Annotated in this window: 16 protein-coding genes; 11 read left to right on the top strand and 5 right to left on the bottom strand. The window is 49.9% G+C overall.

Features of this window, described 5'->3' with window-relative positions:
- Positions 1-161 precede the first annotated feature (161 nt).
- Entirely contained in the window at positions 162-3,110 is a 2,949-nt protein-coding gene (locus tag IXB50_RS11260; RefSeq protein WP_215609063.1) for a two-partner secretion domain-containing protein, read from the top strand.
- Between the two features lie 39 nt (positions 3,111-3,149).
- Here the strand turns inward: IXB50_RS11260 and IXB50_RS11255 are convergent, their stop codons facing one another.
- On the bottom strand, positions 3,150-3,956 hold the full coding sequence (locus IXB50_RS11255; protein WP_215609062.1) for a Uma2 family endonuclease: 807 nt from the start codon (positions 3,954-3,956) through the stop codon (positions 3,150-3,152).
- Between the two features lie 213 nt (positions 3,957-4,169).
- Here IXB50_RS11255 and IXB50_RS22465 point away from each other — a divergent pair, with 213 nt between their 5' ends.
- Positions 4,170-4,295, top strand: a complete 126-nt coding sequence (locus IXB50_RS22465; RefSeq protein WP_281413272.1) for a hypothetical protein — start codon at positions 4,170-4,172, stop codon at positions 4,293-4,295.
- A gap of 125 nt (positions 4,296-4,420) precedes the next feature.
- Positions 4,421-5,050 (top strand): hypothetical protein, encoded by a 630-nt coding sequence (locus IXB50_RS11250; RefSeq protein ID WP_215609061.1) that lies wholly within the window; start codon positions 4,421-4,423, stop codon positions 5,048-5,050.
- 3 nt (positions 5,051-5,053) lie between these two features.
- Here IXB50_RS11250 and IXB50_RS11245 read toward each other — a convergent pair whose 3' ends face one another.
- Positions 5,054-5,797, bottom strand: a complete 744-nt coding sequence (locus tag IXB50_RS11245) for a DUF554 domain-containing protein (RefSeq protein WP_215609108.1) — start codon at positions 5,795-5,797, stop codon at positions 5,054-5,056.
- A 146-nt stretch (positions 5,798-5,943) separates the two neighbouring features.
- Here IXB50_RS11245 and IXB50_RS11240 point away from each other — a divergent pair, with 146 nt between their 5' ends.
- The gene (locus IXB50_RS11240) at positions 5,944-6,909 is read left to right on the top strand and encodes a DUF362 domain-containing protein (protein ID WP_215609060.1); all 966 of its coding nucleotides are present in this window, start codon (positions 5,944-5,946) and stop codon (positions 6,907-6,909) included.
- An 88-nt stretch (positions 6,910-6,997) separates the two neighbouring features.
- On the opposite strand, the gene IXB50_RS11235 is transcribed toward IXB50_RS11240, so the two are convergent.
- The 3 genes from IXB50_RS11235 to rimI all read right to left on the bottom strand — a co-directional run bounded on the left by IXB50_RS11235 (position 6,998) and on the right by rimI (position 11,190).
- On the bottom strand, positions 6,998-7,456 hold the full coding sequence (locus IXB50_RS11235) for a hypothetical protein (protein WP_215609059.1): 459 nt from the start codon (positions 7,454-7,456) through the stop codon (positions 6,998-7,000).
- 377 nt (positions 7,457-7,833) lie between these two features.
- Positions 7,834-10,305 (bottom strand): ATP-dependent Clp protease ATP-binding subunit, encoded by a 2,472-nt coding sequence (locus IXB50_RS11230; RefSeq protein WP_215609058.1) that lies wholly within the window; start codon positions 10,303-10,305, stop codon positions 7,834-7,836.
- 336 nt (positions 10,306-10,641) lie between these two features.
- Entirely contained in the window at positions 10,642-11,190 is a 549-nt protein-coding gene (gene rimI / locus IXB50_RS11225) for a ribosomal protein S18-alanine N-acetyltransferase (RefSeq protein WP_215609107.1), read from the bottom strand.
- A 147-nt stretch (positions 11,191-11,337) separates the two neighbouring features.
- Between rimI and lysA the strand changes: the two genes are divergently transcribed.
- The 7 genes from lysA to IXB50_RS11190 all read left to right on the top strand — a co-directional run bounded on the left by lysA (position 11,338) and on the right by IXB50_RS11190 (position 17,665).
- The gene (gene lysA / locus IXB50_RS11220; protein WP_215609057.1) at positions 11,338-12,729 is read left to right on the top strand and encodes a diaminopimelate decarboxylase; all 1,392 of its coding nucleotides are present in this window, start codon (positions 11,338-11,340) and stop codon (positions 12,727-12,729) included.
- A 376-nt stretch (positions 12,730-13,105) separates the two neighbouring features.
- A complete protein-coding gene (gene cdaA / locus IXB50_RS11215; RefSeq protein WP_215609056.1) occupies positions 13,106-13,957 on the top strand; it encodes a diadenylate cyclase CdaA in 852 nt (283 codons plus the stop codon).
- 112 nt (positions 13,958-14,069) lie between these two features.
- Positions 14,070-14,360: a photosynthetic electron transport-dependent transcriptional regulator PedR gene (gene pedR / locus IXB50_RS11210; RefSeq protein ID WP_215609055.1), complete on the top strand. Its 291-nt coding sequence runs from the start codon at positions 14,070-14,072 to the stop codon at positions 14,358-14,360.
- 87 nt (positions 14,361-14,447) lie between these two features.
- Positions 14,448-15,731 carry a histidine--tRNA ligase gene (gene hisS, locus IXB50_RS11205; RefSeq protein WP_215609106.1) on the top strand — a complete coding sequence of 428 codons (1,284 nt, stop codon included), beginning with the start codon at positions 14,448-14,450 and terminating at the stop codon, positions 15,729-15,731.
- A 32-nt stretch (positions 15,732-15,763) separates the two neighbouring features.
- Positions 15,764-16,378 carry a GNAT family N-acetyltransferase gene (locus IXB50_RS11200; protein ID WP_246564411.1) on the top strand — a complete coding sequence of 205 codons (615 nt, stop codon included), beginning with the start codon at positions 15,764-15,766 and terminating at the stop codon, positions 16,376-16,378.
- A 148-nt stretch (positions 16,379-16,526) separates the two neighbouring features.
- Entirely contained in the window at positions 16,527-17,228 is a 702-nt protein-coding gene (locus IXB50_RS11195) for a DUF5671 domain-containing protein (RefSeq protein ID WP_215609054.1), read from the top strand.
- A 14-nt stretch (positions 17,229-17,242) separates the two neighbouring features.
- Positions 17,243-17,665: a hypothetical protein gene (locus IXB50_RS11190; RefSeq protein ID WP_215609053.1), complete on the top strand. Its 423-nt coding sequence runs from the start codon at positions 17,243-17,245 to the stop codon at positions 17,663-17,665.
- The last annotated feature ends 25 nt before the right edge of the window (positions 17,666-17,690 follow it).

Here is a 17,690-nt window from a genome sequence, read left to right as displayed (position 1 = left end):
ATCGAGTGAGGGGGCGTCAGTCAGTGCTTGCCATTCGGTAATTCTAAGGATTCTCCCGACAATTTGGGAGATAACCTGTAAGACTACTAATAAGGCAAAGATCGCTTGTCGTCAGGCTAAATTATTCAGCTAGACCTGTCATGAGAACGAGGCTCCCTACGATGTCCCGACTAGTCTGGTCTAAGTGGCCAAGTTACAGCTGGGTGATGGCAACAACGCTCTTGAGTGCCGTAGCCACGAACGGTATTATCCCTACAGCCCAGGCCCAGATCAGTCCTGATAATACGCTACCCACAAATTCGGTCGTGCCCAATGGCTGTACGATTTGCCCCATTGGTGGCGGTACCCTCACCATCGATGGCCAAACGCTATTTCATAGCTTTCAGCAGTTTTCGATACCCATAGGGGGGGCGGCACTTTTCCAAAATGATCCATCCTTGACCAATATCGTTACGCGGGTGACGGGGGGACTGCCCTCTGATATTGACGGTGCGATCGCAGCCCAGGGCAACGTCGATTTATTTTTGCTCAACCCCAACGGCATTATCTTTGGTCCCAATGCCGTTCTCCAGGTACCGGGCTCCTTTATCGCTAGCAGTGCTGACAATGTCGTCTTCAACGATGGCAGTATTTTTAGTGCGAGGACGGCTAATACTCCGCCACTCCTGACCGTCAGTACCCCCGTCGGTTTAAATCTGGGCACAATGCCGGGAGAAATCCGTGTAGACGGTCCGGGTAACTTTCCCCCCACGCTGCCGGGGTTATTTGTCACCCCTGGTCATACCCTGGCTCTGGTGGGTGGGGATGTCACCATGACCGGGGGGACTGTGTCGGCTCCATTAGGACGGTTAGAGATTATTAGTGCCGCTGAGGGGCAGGTCAACCTCAGCCCCATTCCCACCGGCTTTGACCTGGAATACGACAGCATTCCCAGATTTGGCGCGATTCACCTGAGTCAGGGAGCTTTGCTGAATACCATCGGGCCTGGAGCTGGAGACATTGATTTACAGGGGCAAACTGTTCTCGTCGAAGACGGATCTCAGATCTTAGCCGTTACCCGAGGTCCCTTGCCAGGGGGAGATTTGAGGATAACGGCCACTGACTCGGTCATCGTTCAAGGAGACTCGGCCAATGGTCAGATTATTAGCCGGTTGAGTACGGATACCATCGCCGATGGTATGGGCGGTGACCTGATTGTTGATACGAAGCAACTGCAGGTTCGCGATCGCGGTTTGCTGTCTGCCTCCACGGGGGGCAATGGCACCGGGGGCAATCTAGTTCTACGAGCCACCGACTCCATTGAACTGAGTGGCTCAGGATTTGAAACCCTACAAGCACTTTTTATCAGTGCTATTCAAGGTAATTTAGACATTTCTGCTGCCGAGAGTGGCCTATTAGCAGGGAGTGGTGGGTCAGGGCCAGCCGGTCAACTGTTCATTGATACAGCCCGATTGAGGTTGCAAGATGGCGCATTAATTTCAACTACAACTAGCGGTAATGGCTCCGGTGGCGATGCCTTGATCACGGCCACTGAGTCCGTAGACATTATCAGCTCCATCTTTTTAACCGGTACGCTGCAAGGCACCACTCAAGATGCAGGCGACTTGAGCCTTGACACCCAACGGCTAACCCTACGAGATGGGGGACTGTTACAAACATTCACCTTTGGCGCTGGCAATGGCGGCGAGCTAGTAGTTAACGCCACCGAGTCGGTTGACTTGTTGAATACGCCTCCAGGGGCGATTGTGCCCACGGGCATTTTTGCCAACAGTATTTTTGGCACTGGCCCAGGCGGCAATATTGAAATTAATACCCAAGAGCTAACAACGGCTGGAGGAGCCCAAATCGGTAATCAAACGGGGGCTTTTTTGGGCACAGGCCTAATTCCATTGGGAGGGGCCGCTGGCGATGTAATTCTCAATGTAAACGGGACCACAACAATTGTTGGGTTGTCCCTCGATGGACGATTTGTCAGTGGTCCGGGGACATCCAGCTTTAGCGGTGCTCCGGCGGGAGATGTGGTACTGAACACCGGAAATCTGGTTATTAGCGATGGGGCCAACATTTCTACGACTACCTTTAGCAGCGGCCCAGGCGGCACTCTGACCGTTAATGTAGAGGGTGTATTAGATATTAGCGGCACTGGTTTGAGCACTCCCCTAGGGATCCCTGTGGTGATTCCAAGTAGTTTAACGTCGTCATCTGGACGGGATGATTTTCCAGGGGTTGTGGCCACTGGTAGCGCAGGAGAATTACAAGTGAGTGCCGGTGAGTTAATTATTCGGGATGGGGGTGCGATCGCAATCAACAGCCTTGGTTCTGGTGATGCAGGTACTCTAAATGCCACTGCCAACCTGATTCGGTTAGACAATGGCGGCACCATCAACGCGGCTACAGCGGCAGGGGCAGGAGGCAACATCGAGCTACAAACTCCTGTTTTGTTGCTGCGGCAAGGCAGTAGTATCAATACCGATGCTGGTAATGCTGATGGCGGTAACATTGATGTTGATACTATTTTCTTAATTGCCCTCGACAATAGTGATATTACGGCCAATGCTCAGCAGGGCAGAGGTGGACGAGTCAGTGTTACGGCCCAAAGTATTTTGGGCACCGACTTTAGAGAAATGCTGACTTCTGAGAGTGATATTACGGCGACATCGGCGCTGGGGCCTGAGTTTAGTGGTGTTGTTGAACTGAATACACCAGAACTCGATGCGGATAGTGGTTTGGTGGAGTTACCGGTGACGGTGACGGATCCGACGGATCAAATTGTTGCGGGCTGTCCAGCGGATAGTAGTAATCGTTTTGTAATTGGAGGACAAAATGGGCTACCGTCAAATCCCACCAGGCGTTTGCAAACCTCTGGTAGCTGGCAGGATTGGCGGTTTTTGAATGATGTTGCCCCGGCGACGGCTATGGCGGACGACGGACTCTCGACAACTGAGCATACAACAATCTTAGATGCTCAGCCTATGCGTGAGGCTAATCATGTGCAGATAAGTGAAAATGGTCAGATTTTATTAGCGGCTAGCTCAACTGAGACGCCTAGGTTTAGTGGGCAGCATGATGCATCAGGCGAATGTGCGGCTCATCGTCAGAACTTCCAATAAATCGTAATCAGGCTGCATCTACAGCACCCAGACATTGGTCTAAATCGTATTTGGATCAATGCCCATTGCTCTGAGGCGTTCTGCTAATTGATCTGCTCGCTTTTCTGCTTGTTCTGTATCTGTCAGCAACCAGTTGCCTTCTGCATCACACCATCGCAGCCAGGGGCCGGGTAGTCCTTCAAAGTAGCCTTCCCATAGGCCCATGCCGATTTTTAGGTCATCTAGCCAGAGCATGGGGGTACCGTCCTGGACAGGTTGCTCTTGATAACGACGACCAATGAGCTTGAAGTAGCGCAGGCGTTGGGTGTAGCGGCTATAGACCAGGTAATGGGGGACTCGTAGGTATTGTTCGTAGACGTCTACTTTGCTAGGAGGGCGACTATTGTCACCTTCTGACAATAGCTCAGAGTCAATGTCGTCGGGGATCTGGTCACTATCTTTGTAAAATCGTCCCAGATCTTCGTGTTCGGTGCGGGGGGATAGAAACTCTACAACGACCGCAGGGGCTTGGCCTTCTTGCCAGACGACATAGCTACGGCGTAGGTCATGGCCATCGTAAAGGCGGGGGACATCTAGTGCCAGAAACCAGTCGGGGCGTTTGTGCCAGAGGGGGTGATGGACGTCGTAGTAAAGGTTGAGGTCGGAGCCGGTAAAGCGGTTTTCGGCAGCGTAGTCTTGTAGACGCAGGGTCCGGCTGAGTAGTTGGGGTTGGAGGTCGTGAAATTCGTCTGGCAAACCGGGTTCCTCGGGAAATTCGCTGGGGAGGTCATACATGGTGGGCAGTGTCTCGCGAGGGGAGCGAGGCTGCTCGGTTTGGGGGACGGAATGGCCAGTGGGGATGGGCATGAGATAGTGCACTAGACTAAGCGCTATATCGTTTTAGAAACTAATGGAAAAAGCATAAGTAAATTATAGAAAATTAGTCACCATAGAAACTAACTTTTCAGACACACATTGATACTATGCACTCTAAACTCCTTCTCGAAAATTTTGTTGTAGACAACAAAGATTTAGAACATCTAGTCGGTCCTCATCATCCTTATTGGTTCAACCATTGCCATGGAGCTAATCATTAAACATCTACACAAGCTTGGCTTCGCCGATCCCAACGCCTGGAGCAAAGAGCAAATCGAACCCAAAAGTGGTCAGCCCATGCGAGTGCTGAAAAAATGGATGCAGGTGTAGGCCTGATCTGGTGGCAGAGCCACAGGCGTTATGCTTCAGGCAGAGCCTGTGAGCAAGATACTGGGTTTCGCTATAGTTGAAGTAACTTCTGTGTTTTAGAGCCTTAGGCTTAAAAACTGAATCACATGGCTAAACTGCAACTTCTAGATCCTGAGCGCTCCTATACTTTCCGGTCATACTTTGAAATGACCTATGACCCAGAGGATATCCTGGCCGAGTTTGGCTACCGTCTAAAAAAAGCAAGAATCGCCTTACCCCAGGGTCAACACATTTTGCCCCAGCTCACCGAACTACAGCAACGTATTGAGCGCACATTACCCGTTGTCAGTTTGACCAGCGAAACGGCTCGCCGGGAAACTTTAGTAGCTCCTATTTTGATAGACGTAGCCGCTTTCTGTAACTGTCAGCTCAAAATCGAATATCCCCTTAACGTCAGTCAATGGCTCAAAGGCAATCTAGATTATCTACTACGCTCTGATCATGAATTTTTGATTATTGAAGCGAAAAATGATGATCTATCGCGAGGATTTACACAACTAGCCGTCGAACTCATCGCCCTGGCAAAACAGCAAGAATCATCCGAACCATTATTTGGTGCTGTCACCATTGGAGAAGTTTGGCGCTTTGGCAAACTCGATCCTCAACAACAGATAATCACACAAGATTTGGAACTGTTCAAATTGCCAGGGGATTTAGACATCTTAGTCTCTACACTTATTGGCATCATAGAAAATAAATCTGTTGTCAGAGCCTAACCACTAAACGCTCAAAAACTGACACAGTTGATAAAACAATGGAGTCAACAACAATGCTGGTAAAAACGACGCCACTCGAATCGTTGCCACCTGCAACAAATTAAACCCAATCCCCATAATGATTACGCCGCCTACGCCAGTCACCAACAAAATGCTAGGCGCAGTTGCCGGGTCACCAATCCCACCAGATAACAATCCTGCCAACAACGACAATCCTCCCTGATAAACCGCCACTGGCAACACCGAAAATCCTACACCAGCTCCATAACTCCCCGTCAATGCAACTGATATCAAACCATCCATTGTGCCCTTGATAATCAAAATTGTTCCGTCACCGCTGAGACCATTGTTGAGACTACCTAAAATAGCCATCGGACCAATGCAATACAACAAACTAGCTGCAACAAACCCCTCAGTAAACCGGCTACCCCCACCAAATTTAGTCTTTAACCAATCACCAATCGCAGCCAGACGTTTTTCAATCTGCCACCATTCTCCTAACAGCCCCCCAATTACCAAAGCCACCATGCCAACAATAACTCCAGCAATCTGGCCCGCATTGACCTGAGTTAACGGCTGTGCCATCTGTATCCCAATAAATAGGGTAATGAGCCCCATTGCCTGGGTAATCACATCCTGCATCGCCCGAGGCAATCGTCCTCGCAAGATGAGCCCGCTAACCGTACCTAACAGCACCAGCGCCACATTAATCCAAGTACCACTTGTCTTTGCCCACAGGCTTAGCATCATTTTTTCTTCACTAGTGTCCTTAGAAACCATCGGTCCCTTGGTCACCGTACAACCTGTAGCCTGTCTTTTCTAGCGGGTTATTGCACTTTTGAGTCGTCGGCCCCACAATTAAATGATGACATTGACTATTTCTTGAGCTTTCTATGGTTTCCGTTAGTCTGATCAAAGCCACTAGCTACAACGTCGAAACACTAGAGCAGCAGATTCGTGATCTATTGGCTCCTTTAGGTGGCATGGCAGCTTATGTCAAACCAGGACAGCGAGTACTTCTCAAGCCCAATCTACTTACAGGCTCACGACCGACAAAAGAATGTACTACCCGGCCCGAGGTGGTCTATTGCGTTGCCAAACTCGTTCAAGAAGTCGGTGGCAAACCGTTTTTAGGTGATAGCCCGGCATTTGGTAGTGCCTATGGTGTGGCCAAGGCCAATGGCCTACTAAAGTGGGCGCAAAAACTTGACCTGCCTATCGTCGAACTCCATGGCCAGCGCTACAACCTGGAGCAGCAAAAGGCAGATAATGACTTTGACAATTTACTGCTTTCTAAAGAGGCGATGGAAGCGGATGTGGTGATTAATCTACCTAAGATTAAATCCCACGTGCAGCTTACCCTCACCATGGGAGTCAAGAATCTCTTTGGCTGTGTTCCAGGCAAAATGAAGGCCTGGTGGCACATGGAAGCGGGCAAAGACCGTCAGCGATTTGCCCAAATGTTGGTAGAAACGGCCCAAGCAATCGACCCGGACCTGACGATTTTAGATGGCATCATCGGCCATGAGGGTAATGGTCCCAGCGGTGGCGAGCCAAGACAGCTCGGGGTCCTAGGCGCATCACCAAATGTCTACGCCCTAGACCGAGCTATGGTAGATGTCCTCCAGGTAGCCCCATCTCAGATCCCAACGGTTGCTGCCTCCCAACGGCTAGGGCTTTGCCCCGAGAACATTGAGTTTGTTCTCCAGTCACCGTCTGAACTGAGTATTGAAAATTGGCAGTTTCCCAAAAAACTAATGCCCATCGACTTTGGTATGCCTCGGGTGATGAAGTCCACTTTCAAGCATCTGTACATTCGCTTTATTCAGGAACCCATGGCAGCCTATGCCAATCGCTAAAACTCATTAGATAGAAATAGCGGGATACGATCACCGTATCCCGCTATTTCTATTTTCCAGTTAATTAAAATAATTGGGAAATATGCCGCTAGAAACCAGAACTTTGTCGTCTCATGTTCTTAGCCATTGATTTAAATGGTGACATGCTAGGCCCAGGACGACGACGACCTGCAGAAGCCTTCGGCATTAAATAGTCAGAAGAGAATGTAGGTTCAGGCCCTTTTTCAGCTAAGGGCTGTGATGAGGTCACTGAAGCTGCCAAGGCCGTGCGGATTAGCTCTTGGGAATCTGGAATAGGGTTAGTTGCCACTGCTGGCGTCACTGCTTTTTCACTAGCCTTATCACTGGCCGCTTTTGGTGTAGCAGGTTTAGCGGCGGCGACTGGTGTTGCTTTTGGTGCAGCAGGTTTAGCGTCGGCAACTGGTGCTGCTTTTGGTGCAGCAGACTTGGGCGTTGGCGTATCGGCAGGCTTAGGAACAGCTGCTATTTCATCTTCGGACAGTTCTAAATAGTATCTAGACTTTTTACCTAAAAGTTTGTCCAGCACTCTAACTATGCTCCTAATCAAACAGCAATCGCATTGCTGATTCATGGGATGCTTTTGACAACTTTGTTACCTAGCAGCTAACAAAGTTGATCATTCGGCCATCCTAAGATTCAGCAACACATAACAATAATTTCGCTGAAGCTATCAGCTCTTGTGACCCTACAGCAAGGTTGCTTGTCGGTAAGATCATTATCAAAGCTGATGCTCATGGCACGCAAGGAAGCGTTAAGTCAGTTTACAATAGTTAACGGTTGTGTATCTAAACGATACCTTTACTCCGTTCACAAAAAATCAATTGCATTAAAAAATGGCTTCCTAATCTGACATCAAGAAGCCATTTCAAAATCAATCGCGGTCGATCGCAGTTAGGTCTGGGATTAATCAGCTCCTTGGGTAAGCAGTTCTCGCTTCTCTCTAGCCACAATCACAACCTTACCCTTATCATCCACGTCAACGACGGCAGTATCACCATCTTTCAAACGACTGGATAGGATTTCCTCGGCCAGAGTATCTTCCAGTAATCGCATAATGGCACGACGCAATGGTCGAGCACCGTAGCTGGGATTGTATCCTTCTTCCACCAGACGATCTTTAAATTTATCGGTCACATCAAGGGTAATTCCTTGTTCGGTTAACCGACCAAAGACTTCCTTGAGTAGGATATCGGAGATTTCCTTAACCTCAGGCTTGGTAAGCTGACGGAAGACAATAATCTCATCCAAACGGTTGAGGAACTCAGGACGGAAGTACTGCTTGAGTTCTTCGTTCACCAAGGACCGGATCCGATTGTACTGGGACTCGGCTGCATCTTCCTCTAGCTCAAAGCCAAGACCACCGCCGCCTTTTTCAATCACTTTAGAACCGATATTGGACGTCAGGATCAGCAAGGTGTTCTTAAAGTCCACCGTCCGACCTTTAGCATCGGTCAAGCGTCCATCTTCCAATATCTGCAACAGCATGTTGAAGACATCAGGGTGGGCTTTCTCGATCTCGTCAAACAGCACAACGGTGTAGGGGCGACGACGGACGGCTTCAGTCAGCTGACCACCTTCGCTATAGCCGACATAGCCAGGAGGAGAGCCAATCAGCTTGGAAACTGTGTGGCGCTCCATAAATTCGGACATGTCAAGACGAATCATGGCTTCTTCAGAACCGAAGAAGTAAGAGGCCAATGTCTTGGTTAGCTCAGTTTTACCCACACCTGTCGGTCCAGAGAATACAAAGCTGGCGATGGGGCGATTGGGGTTTTTCAACCCTACGCGCGCCCGCCGAATTGCCCGAGAAATGGCTTTTACGGCCTCATCTTGGCCAATAACACGCTGATGCAGCGTATCTTCCATATTAAGCAGCTTATCGGACTCGGTTTCGGTCAGCTTATTGACAGGAACCCCTGTCCAGGAGGCGACGATATTGGCAATGTCCTCTTCGGTGACTTCAGGAGACTCAGAGTTACCGGCAGCGTCATCGGTACGCTTGCTCTGGGCAATGGCTCGGATTTCGGCCTTGATTTCCATTTCGCGATCGCGCAATTCTCCAGCCTTATCAAAGTCCTGAGAACGCACCGCATTATCTTTATCCTTAAGCACACCGCGCAGCTCACGATCTAGCTCCTTGGCCGCCGGTGGCAGCTGGGAATTGATCAACCGCACCCGAGAACCAGCTTCATCGACTAGGTCGATGGCCTTGTCAGGTAAATAGCGATCGGAAATATAACGATCAGCTAGCTTAGCCGCAGCTTCCAATGATTCGTCTAGAATCTTGAGCTTGTGGTGCTGCTCATAGCGATCGCGCAAGCCATGCAGGATCTCAATGGTTTCTTCAACACTGGGCTCACCCACCATGACAGGCTGGAAACGACGCTCCAGAGCCGCATCTCGCTCAATGTGCTTACGATACTCATCCAAAGTCGTCGCACCAATACACTGCAGCTCACCCCGAGCCAAAGCAGGCTTAAGGATATTCGCCGCATCAATGGCACCTTCAGCGGCACCAGCGCCGATTAGCGTATGGACCTCATCGATCACGAGAATGACATTCGCCGCAGAGCGAATTTCATCCATAATTTTCTTTAGGCGTTCCTCAAATTCACCCCGATACTTGGTACCTGCCACCAGCAGACCAATGTCCAAGGTAACCACTCGCTTTTCTTCAAGGATATCGGGCACATCACCGTTGGCAATACGTTGGGCCAAGCCCTCAGCAATCGCGGTTTTACCCACCCCCGGTTCACCAATCAGAACAGGGTTATTCTTGGTACGACGACCGAGGATTTGAATGACACGTTCAATTTCTTTTTGACGACCCACCACGGGGTCAAGCTTACCTTCCGACGCCATCTGGGTCAGGTTAGACCCAAATTCATCCAGGGTAGGCGTCTTCGTACGCCCCTGGCCACCACCAGTAGATACCTCTGCGGTTTCACCCAACATCCGAATCACCTGGGTGCGCACCTTAGATAGATCAACGCCAAGATTCTCAAGGACACGAGCCGCTACGCCTTCACCTTCACGAATCAGCCCTAGCAATAAATGCTCGGTACCAATATAGTTGTGACCCAGCTGGCGGGCTTCTTCCAGGGACAGCTCTAGTACCCGCTTAGCACGCGGTGTGAAGGGAATCTCTACAGCGACGAACCCGGATCCACGACCGATAATCTTTTCGACTTCGATCCGAGCATCTTTCAGATTGACCCCCATGGACTTCAGAACTTTGGCGGCTACGCCGGTTCCTTCTCCGATGAGACCGAGAAGGATTTGCTCAGTACCCACAAAGTTGTGACCCAATCGGCGGGCCTCTTCTTGGGCGAGCATGATCACCTTAATGGCTTTTTCTGTAAAGCGTTCAAACATGGCGGCTTTTCATCACCTGGCTTGTGCGGAGTTGCCCTGATTCTAGCACAGGCATTTTTGGTGAAACTGTGCCGGTATTCACTACTTGCAAAGGATCTAGCGAATAAAAAAGATCTACTACAACAAAATGAATGGAGCCTCAGTCTTGAGATTGGATTGGATTCACATGGGTCGCACTAGCTACATCACGGGTTAATGACTACTGATAGCCTTAACCCGGATTTAAGCCGAACCCAGTATGAGTTTTAAAACTACATCCCATATATATAGATAATTGCTCGCCAATTGCACTGCAGTATTGACGAGCTCATTTTGTGTATAAACATTTAATACGTATTAATGATCAAACGTTACACCTGGCGACCAATGATATTGGTATGTATCAAATGTTTCTATGCACTCTCTTTCTAGATGCTCTAAAGATTGCAAGAACTCAGGTGTTTGTAGTTGGCTACGCCACAGGATTAGAGCATCCTCGTCATCTTTGTAATAACGCTTACGTCGTCCCGCTGTCCGAAAATCAAATTTTTGATAAAGACTAAGGGCTCGTTGGTTGGAGGCCCGCACTTCTAGAGTGGCGTGGGTGAGGGTTCGTTTGCCAGCCAAATACAGTAGCTGTATCAATAAAAATTGCCCCAAACGCTGGCGATGGTAATCGGGGTGAATCGCTAGCGTGGTGATATGGGCTTCATCTAAAATTGCCCACAAACATCCCAGGCCAATGATATCTTGATCGGCCAACAGCACTAACAAATCGCTATTGGGGCTGTCGATCTCACGACGATAGCCTGCTTCGGTCCATAGCCCTCCCAGACAGAGTCGATCTAGCTCCAGCACAGCAGGGAGCAACTCATCATTCAAAATTCGACAGGTCAGGGAAGTCATCATGGGGCATTGCCAATATTTTCTAGCAGGTCACCTGGGAACAGGTGCGGATTGTACACTGGAGCTTACGACGTTACTTCAACCGCTAGGGTGCAACCATCCAAGGCGCTTGGGTGATGCATCCTCTGACAATTTGACGACTAATCTATGGTGTCCATACTTCCTTCTGCAAATCAAACCGTTCAATCCAGCCGCCTTTATTTGGAGACCGATGGAACCGACTCTCCTAATCAGCGGATTCTTCCCTTGAGTGCTCGGGTAAATAGGCAGGACCACCTGGAAGTAGGGGACTGTGATGTACTCGATCTGGTCCAGGAGTTTGGCTCACCCCTATATATTTTGGATGAATTCACGCTACGAACGGCTTGTCAGCAATATCGCCAGGCTTTTAAGCAGTTCTATCCAGGAGATTCTCTGGTGATGTACGCGTCAAAAGCATGGAACTGTTTGGCCGTGTGTGCGATCGCAAACCAGGAAGGTCTGGCCATTGACGTTGTCTCTGGGGGGGAACTGCTCACCGCTCTAAAAGCCGGCGTCAGCTCAGACAAGATATATTTTCATGGCAATAATAAGTCCCGTAGCGAACTTCAGCAGGGTATCGAGGCAGGCTGCCGTATTGTCGTCGATAACTGGCATGAGCTTAGAACCCTCGGTATCCTAACTACTCCAGACACCCCTGCCACCATCCTGCTACGCCTCACCCCCGGCATTGAATGTCACACCCATGAATACATCAAAACCGGCCATATCGATAGCAAATTTGGCTTTGACCCCGATCAACTAGAAGAGGTTTTTGCCTACATTACTCAGCAAACTGCGCTCACCTGTATTGGTCTCCACGCCCACATCGGTTCCCAGATCTTTGAGCTGCAGCCCCATAAGGACTTATCTGCCGTCCTAGTAACTTGGATGGAAACCGCTAAGCGCTACGGGTTACCCATCAGTGAACTAGATGTGGGCGGTGGTCTAGGCATTCGCTACATCGAAGCTGATGACCCACCAAGCATTATCGATTGGGCGAAGGTGGTTTGCGACCACATGGTCAAGGCCTGTCAAGCGGCCAATGTCTCATTACCGAGATTAATTTGCGAGCCAGGCCGGTCCCTGATTGGCAGTGCCTGCGTCACTGCCTACACCATCGGCAGTCAAAAGACCGTGCCCGGCATTCGCACCTATGCATCGGTAGATGGTGGCATGTCTGACAATCCCCGTCCCATTACCTATCAATCGATCTACCGAGTCTTAGCCGCTAGCAAAATGTCAGCCCCCCTCAGCGAGACCATCACCCTTGCAGGCAAGCACTGCGAATCAGGGGATGTGGTCATCCATGATGCCCAGCTACCGGTCCTTGAATCAGGCGACATTGTCGCCATTCCTGCCACCGGAGCCTACAACTACAGCATGGCCTCTAACTACAATCGTGTACCACGCCCGGCAGCTGTACTAGTCAACAATGGTCAGGCCTCTCTCATTGTGGAACGAGAAACCGATGCAGATCTGATACGTTACGATCGTCTACCCAGTTATCTCAAGGTCTAGGGGTAAGCCTGACACCCAACAGGACTATTATGCCTAGAATAAAAAACGAGATACACGTCATAGACCACTTGGGTAGTCTTTAGATTAGTCGCTCCTGCAGCGCCTGACTATCTATAGTTTATACATCTGCAAATCCTGCTCCTGTAGATCCTAATTTTTGAACGAGGTGCATCCTGAGATCGGCTATAGCACCTCGTAATTGCAATTAGAGACAGCGTTGGCCGAGTAACACCAACTGCAGGGGCCTACTCAAATAGAATTGCAGGACATGTAGTGACCCCTGCTACCGTAGGCCGAGCGGTTTTGAATGCTGCAGCTGGCGTCTAAAGCGCTGTGTATTGAACCTTGTATTGCAAACCCAGGTTGGGGCTGACACTTGTTAGGTCTGTTTGTCCATATCATTGACATCGCCCTTGTTCTCGTTCTCATCTACCTAATGCTGGTGGTTATTGGCGAACGCCGTAACCTCTGGATGATTCGGGGGCTGATTGTATTGATGCTAGCCGCTGTCCTTAGTCATGCACTGGGACTATCGCTGCTGGGCTTTGTGCTGACCAATTTATCCTTTGGTGCAGCCGTTGCTATGGCTTTTCTACTCCAGGCAGAAATCCGTCGGTTTCTAGAATTGCTAGGACGCGGGGAAATTATACAGCTATTTTCCCCTAGCAAAACCCCCATGCCTAGACCGGACAGTGTCATCGATGAACTGGTCGATGCGGTGCGTGAACTCTCTCAAAAACGGACGGGGGCACTGATGATTTTAGAAATTGGTCCTCCCATTGATGAAAATGACTTTTCAGTACCTGGGGTACGGCTCAATGCAGACCTATCCAAAGAGCTTATCCAAACTATTTTTCAAACCAGTACCCTACTCCATGATGGTGCCATTTTGATCCGGGCTTCTCGCATCGTCGCCGCAGGGGTGATTTTACCCATTTCAGAACGGACTGCATCCCGGCAGCTGGGTACTCGTCATCGCGCTGCCATGGGGATTACTGAGCGGATTGAAAATTGTTTATGTGTCGTTGTTTCCGAAGAAACTGGCTCTATTTCGATCGCTCAGCGGGGTAAATTAAATCGACCTCTGACTAGTAATCGCCTACGGGAGCTGCTCCAGGAACAGTTTACGCCGGTTGTTGAAAGCGATACTGTTGCCCCCGAGCTCCTCAATCTGGGTCGTCGACTGACCGGATTATGGAAATGGACACGCAAACTAGTTAGACGTTAGTCGTAAAAAAACGACGTTAGTCGTAAAAAACCCTAAAGCCATGTCCCATCTTGAAAATAGTTATGATGTAATGGGCACTAAGCATATATACGCAGTGAGCGAGGGATATTCCATGTCAACCAGCCAATCTTCCCAGGCAAAAGAGAAAGCACCTCTATCAGAACGGGAATTGCAAATTGTTGAGCTGGTTGCTGCTGGCTTAACTAACCAGGAGATTTCCACTCAGTTAGAAATTAGTAAGCGCACTGTCGATAATCACATCAGTAATGTGCTGAATAAAACTGATACCGGCAACCGGGTGGCCTTAGTCCGCTGGGCCTTGAAATGGGGCAAGGTGTGCATTGATGACGTTAACTGCTGCAATTTGCCAGGGACGAATGGGCAACAGGAATTGGCATCTTGACAAGGTGAGTGGTGAATGGTGAGTGGTGAGTGGTGAGATCATTTGGTAGGGTGGGCATTGCCCACCATGATTGTTAGTCGCCTATCAATGAGCAATATCCAGGCCTTGCGAGGTACCCGTGACATTCTGCCCGACGAGGTAACGGTGTGGCAGAATATGGAATCGACAGCTCGGGATGTGCTTCACCGGGCGGCTTATCGAGAAATTCGTCCCCCCATGTTTGAGCAAACGGAGTTGTTTGCTCGGGGTATTGGCGAGGCCACTGATGTGGTTGGTAAGGAGATGTACTCCTTTGAGGATCGGGGTGGCCGTTCGATTACGCTGCGACCTGAGATTACGGCGGGACTGGTACGGGCCTTTATTAGCAATAAATTATTTGCCAGTGGTGGTGTGCAACGGCTATGGCACACTGGCCCGGCCTTTCGTTATGAACGTCCCCAAAAGGGTCGCCAGCGGCAGTTTCATCAGCTGGATGTGGAGATTTTGGGCAGTCGCGATCCAAGGGCAGATGTGGAGGTGATTGCGATCGCAACGGATATCCTCCAAGCCCTTGGTCTCAAATCTCTTAGCCTCGACATTAACTCAGTGGGCAATGGCGCAGACCGCCAGGCCTACCGTGATGCCCTGGTCAGCTACCTCACACCCTATAAGGATGAGCTCGATGCAGATTCTCAAGATCGGTTGACGCGTAACCCTCTACGCATCCTCGACAGTAAAGACAGCCGGACCCAAGAAATCGTCAAAGGTGCCCCTAGCCTGCTGGATCACCTCAGTGAAGATTCTCAAAACCACTTTAACCAAGTCCAGCAGCAGCTCAGCACCCTCGATATCGACTTCACGATTAATCCTCGCTTAGTGCGCGGTCTTGACTACTACACCCACACCGCTTTTGAGATTATGTCAGCGGATCTCGGGGCCCAGGCCACTGTATGCGGTGGTGGGCGCTACGACGGGTTGGTTCAACAACTGGGTGGACCTGAAGTCCCCGCCATCGGCTTTGCCATCGGTCTAGAACGGTTGGCTATTTTACTTCAGCAACTTCAGAGCATCCCAGCACCCACCCTGGATTTCTACATTGTCTCCCGTGGCGAAAAGGCAGAACCGGCAACTACCATCCTGGCCCAAAGCCTTCGTCATCAAGGGTTTTCAGTCGAAATTGACCTCAGTGGTAGCGCCTTTGGCAAACAGTTTAAGCGAGCCGACCGCAGTGGTGCCCTTGGCTGCTTGATCCTGGGCGACGCCGAAGCAGTCGAGGGCACCGTCCAGCTTAAATGGCTAAGCTCCGGTGAACAGGCAGAAATGCCCCAATCGGCCCTCCTCGACCAGGCCGACTCCCTGAGAACCAAAATCGCCACCCTGCGCCAATCTTAAACAGTTTCTAATACAGTTTCTAATTTTGAATAATGAGTTTTAAGTTAGCCCTACAACTCATCATTCAAAACCCAAAACTCACCATCCTTGAAGCCATGGCCAGACTAGAGGTCACTACCACCTATCTGGAAATGCTCTCTGCAGAGCAGATTATCCCTGCAGATCCTACGGAACTGACCTTGACAGAAGCCATTGCCCCTTGCCCAGAATTCCAGCGGTTTCTCTACACAGCCGTAGGTGGATCCTGGTACTGGATGGATCGGCTGCGGTGGACCTATCAACAATGGTTAGACTATCTCACCCAGGACCATATTCGGACCTGGGTAGGTTATGTCCAAGGCACGCCAGCGGGCTACTTCGAGCTCTCTCAACAGCCTGATCAGAGTGCCAAGATCGAATACTTTGGTCTATTGCCCCAGTTTATCGGCCAGGGCCACGGTGGTTATCTACTGACCCAAGCCCTAAAAACGGCCTGGGAACTGACCTCAAAACGAGTCTGGGTACATACTAATTCTATCGATGGCCCCCATGCCCTCAAAAATTATCAAGCCCGAGGTCTGGCTATATACGACCAACAGCGGGCCATCTTTGATCTACCCCAAAGTCCACCTGGCCCCTGGCCTGGTTCGTTACGACCCAATCTTTAAGGTCAGAATTTGACCTATTCATATCCCCCAGGGCACCCCCAGGGGATGCCCCTATACCCCAGGCTCAAATTAAGAATTATCCGCTCTCTCAAACGTCTGTTAATAGCAGTGTTAGCGTAATCAAAAAGTAAACGCTAACACTGTATATATGGTTCAAAACTTCCCTCAAGACTCATCTGATCAGTCGTCTGAACCTCCCCTAACCCAACCCAAAAACCGTTCAGAACTGGTCAATTTCATTGCAGCAGCCCGTAGCCAGGGCGCATCTGATGAGTTTATTAGCACGCTACTCCGGAGTTTCGGCTGGCCTCAACGCGAAATTGAGCGCGCTTATTTTGTCGTCTATGAAGAGCTAGTGGGAATGCCTATTCCCTCTCCCCATGGCGGTCAAGGGGAATCAGCAAGAGACGCCTTCGTATATTTGCTTTCCTTTGTCACCCTGGGCATGTGGACCCAAGCCTTAGGTGAAATCGGGTTTATTTTGATTGATCATGTGATCCCCGATCCCCTCAGCCGTGCCTATGGTGATTCATCATTTCAAATTGCATTCTGTCTGGCACGGCTGTTAGTGGCCTATCCGGTATACCTACTCCTCATGCGCAAAATTCTCAAAGACCTCTCTGTATATCGAGAAAAAACCTACTCAGGTGTGCGCAAGTGGCTCACTTACATCGCTCTGCTCGTGGTTGCCCTGGTTGGGATTGGTACATTAATGGCCTTTCTCACATCGTTTTTGCGGGGTGAATTAACCCCACGTTTTTTGCTTAAGGTGTTAGTTATTTTGATCATTGACGGTGGCGTTCTAACCTACTATTCCCAATGGGTTCAGCGACGTCCGGTTCAGATTTAACTCCATTGTCTAATATGACCCACTCTATATTTGACCGTACATTTGCCGCCCTGGCCACTGTAGCTGTTGCCGCTGCTGCTGTAGCGGGGTTTTGGATATTGGGAACGCCGGGTCAACAGCGGCTGATTATGAGTGATCGACAGCGATTAGAAGATTTGAGTGCGATCGCAAATACGCTCTACTGGAAAAAACAGGATCAAGACGACTATGTCCTACCCGAAACCCTAGATCCTGAGGACCAGCGCGAAGACCCCATTACCCAAGAACTCTATCGGTACACCAAACTTGACGATAGTCAGTATCAACTCTGCGCCAACTTCGCCACGGATAGCAGCACCCATAAAATCGCTAATACCAATCCCAAAAACTGGCAACATCCCCAAGGGAGCTACTGCTTTGAATTAGATGTGAACCAAGCAGCCCCATCTCTATATTGAAAACCTGCATTGAAGGACAGCAGAA

The organism is Leptothoe spongobia TAU-MAC 1115, assembly GCF_018739885.1.
Taxonomy (GTDB): domain Bacteria; phylum Cyanobacteriota; class Cyanobacteriia; order Phormidesmidales; family Phormidesmidaceae; genus Leptothoe; species Leptothoe spongobia.
The sequence above is the reverse complement of the archived record's forward strand: the minus strand, read 5'-3'. Positions and strand labels throughout refer to the sequence as shown.

Excerpts from the sequence above, each read along its gene's own strand:
- IXB50_RS11260 (WP_215609063.1), top strand. The coding sequence starts at position 162 with ATGTCCCGACTAGTCTGGTCTAAGTGGCCAAGTTACAGCTGGGTGATG.
- IXB50_RS11255 (WP_215609062.1), bottom strand. The coding sequence starts at position 3,956 with ATGCCCATCCCCACTGGCCATTCCGTCCCCCAAACCGAGCAGCCTCGC.
- IXB50_RS22465 (WP_281413272.1), top strand. The coding sequence starts at position 4,170 with ATGGAGCTAATCATTAAACATCTACACAAGCTTGGCTTCGCCGATCCC.
- IXB50_RS11250 (WP_215609061.1), top strand. The coding sequence starts at position 4,421 with ATGGCTAAACTGCAACTTCTAGATCCTGAGCGCTCCTATACTTTCCGG.
- IXB50_RS11245 (WP_215609108.1), bottom strand. The coding sequence starts at position 5,797 with ATGCTAAGCCTGTGGGCAAAGACAAGTGGTACTTGGATTAATGTGGCG.
- IXB50_RS11240 (WP_215609060.1), top strand. The coding sequence starts at position 5,944 with ATGGTTTCCGTTAGTCTGATCAAAGCCACTAGCTACAACGTCGAAACA.
- IXB50_RS11230 (WP_215609058.1), bottom strand. The coding sequence starts at position 10,305 with ATGTTTGAACGCTTTACAGAAAAAGCCATTAAGGTGATCATGCTCGCC.
- rimI (WP_215609107.1), bottom strand. The coding sequence starts at position 11,190 with ATGACTTCCCTGACCTGTCGAATTTTGAATGATGAGTTGCTCCCTGCT.
- lysA (WP_215609057.1), top strand. The coding sequence starts at position 11,338 with ATGGTGTCCATACTTCCTTCTGCAAATCAAACCGTTCAATCCAGCCGC.
- pedR (WP_215609055.1), top strand. The coding sequence starts at position 14,070 with ATGTCAACCAGCCAATCTTCCCAGGCAAAAGAGAAAGCACCTCTATCA.
- hisS (WP_215609106.1), top strand. The coding sequence starts at position 14,448 with ATGAGCAATATCCAGGCCTTGCGAGGTACCCGTGACATTCTGCCCGAC.
- IXB50_RS11200 (WP_246564411.1), top strand. The coding sequence starts at position 15,764 with ATGAGTTTTAAGTTAGCCCTACAACTCATCATTCAAAACCCAAAACTC.
- IXB50_RS11195 (WP_215609054.1), top strand. The coding sequence starts at position 16,527 with ATGGTTCAAAACTTCCCTCAAGACTCATCTGATCAGTCGTCTGAACCT.
- IXB50_RS11190 (WP_215609053.1), top strand. The coding sequence starts at position 17,243 with ATGACCCACTCTATATTTGACCGTACATTTGCCGCCCTGGCCACTGTA.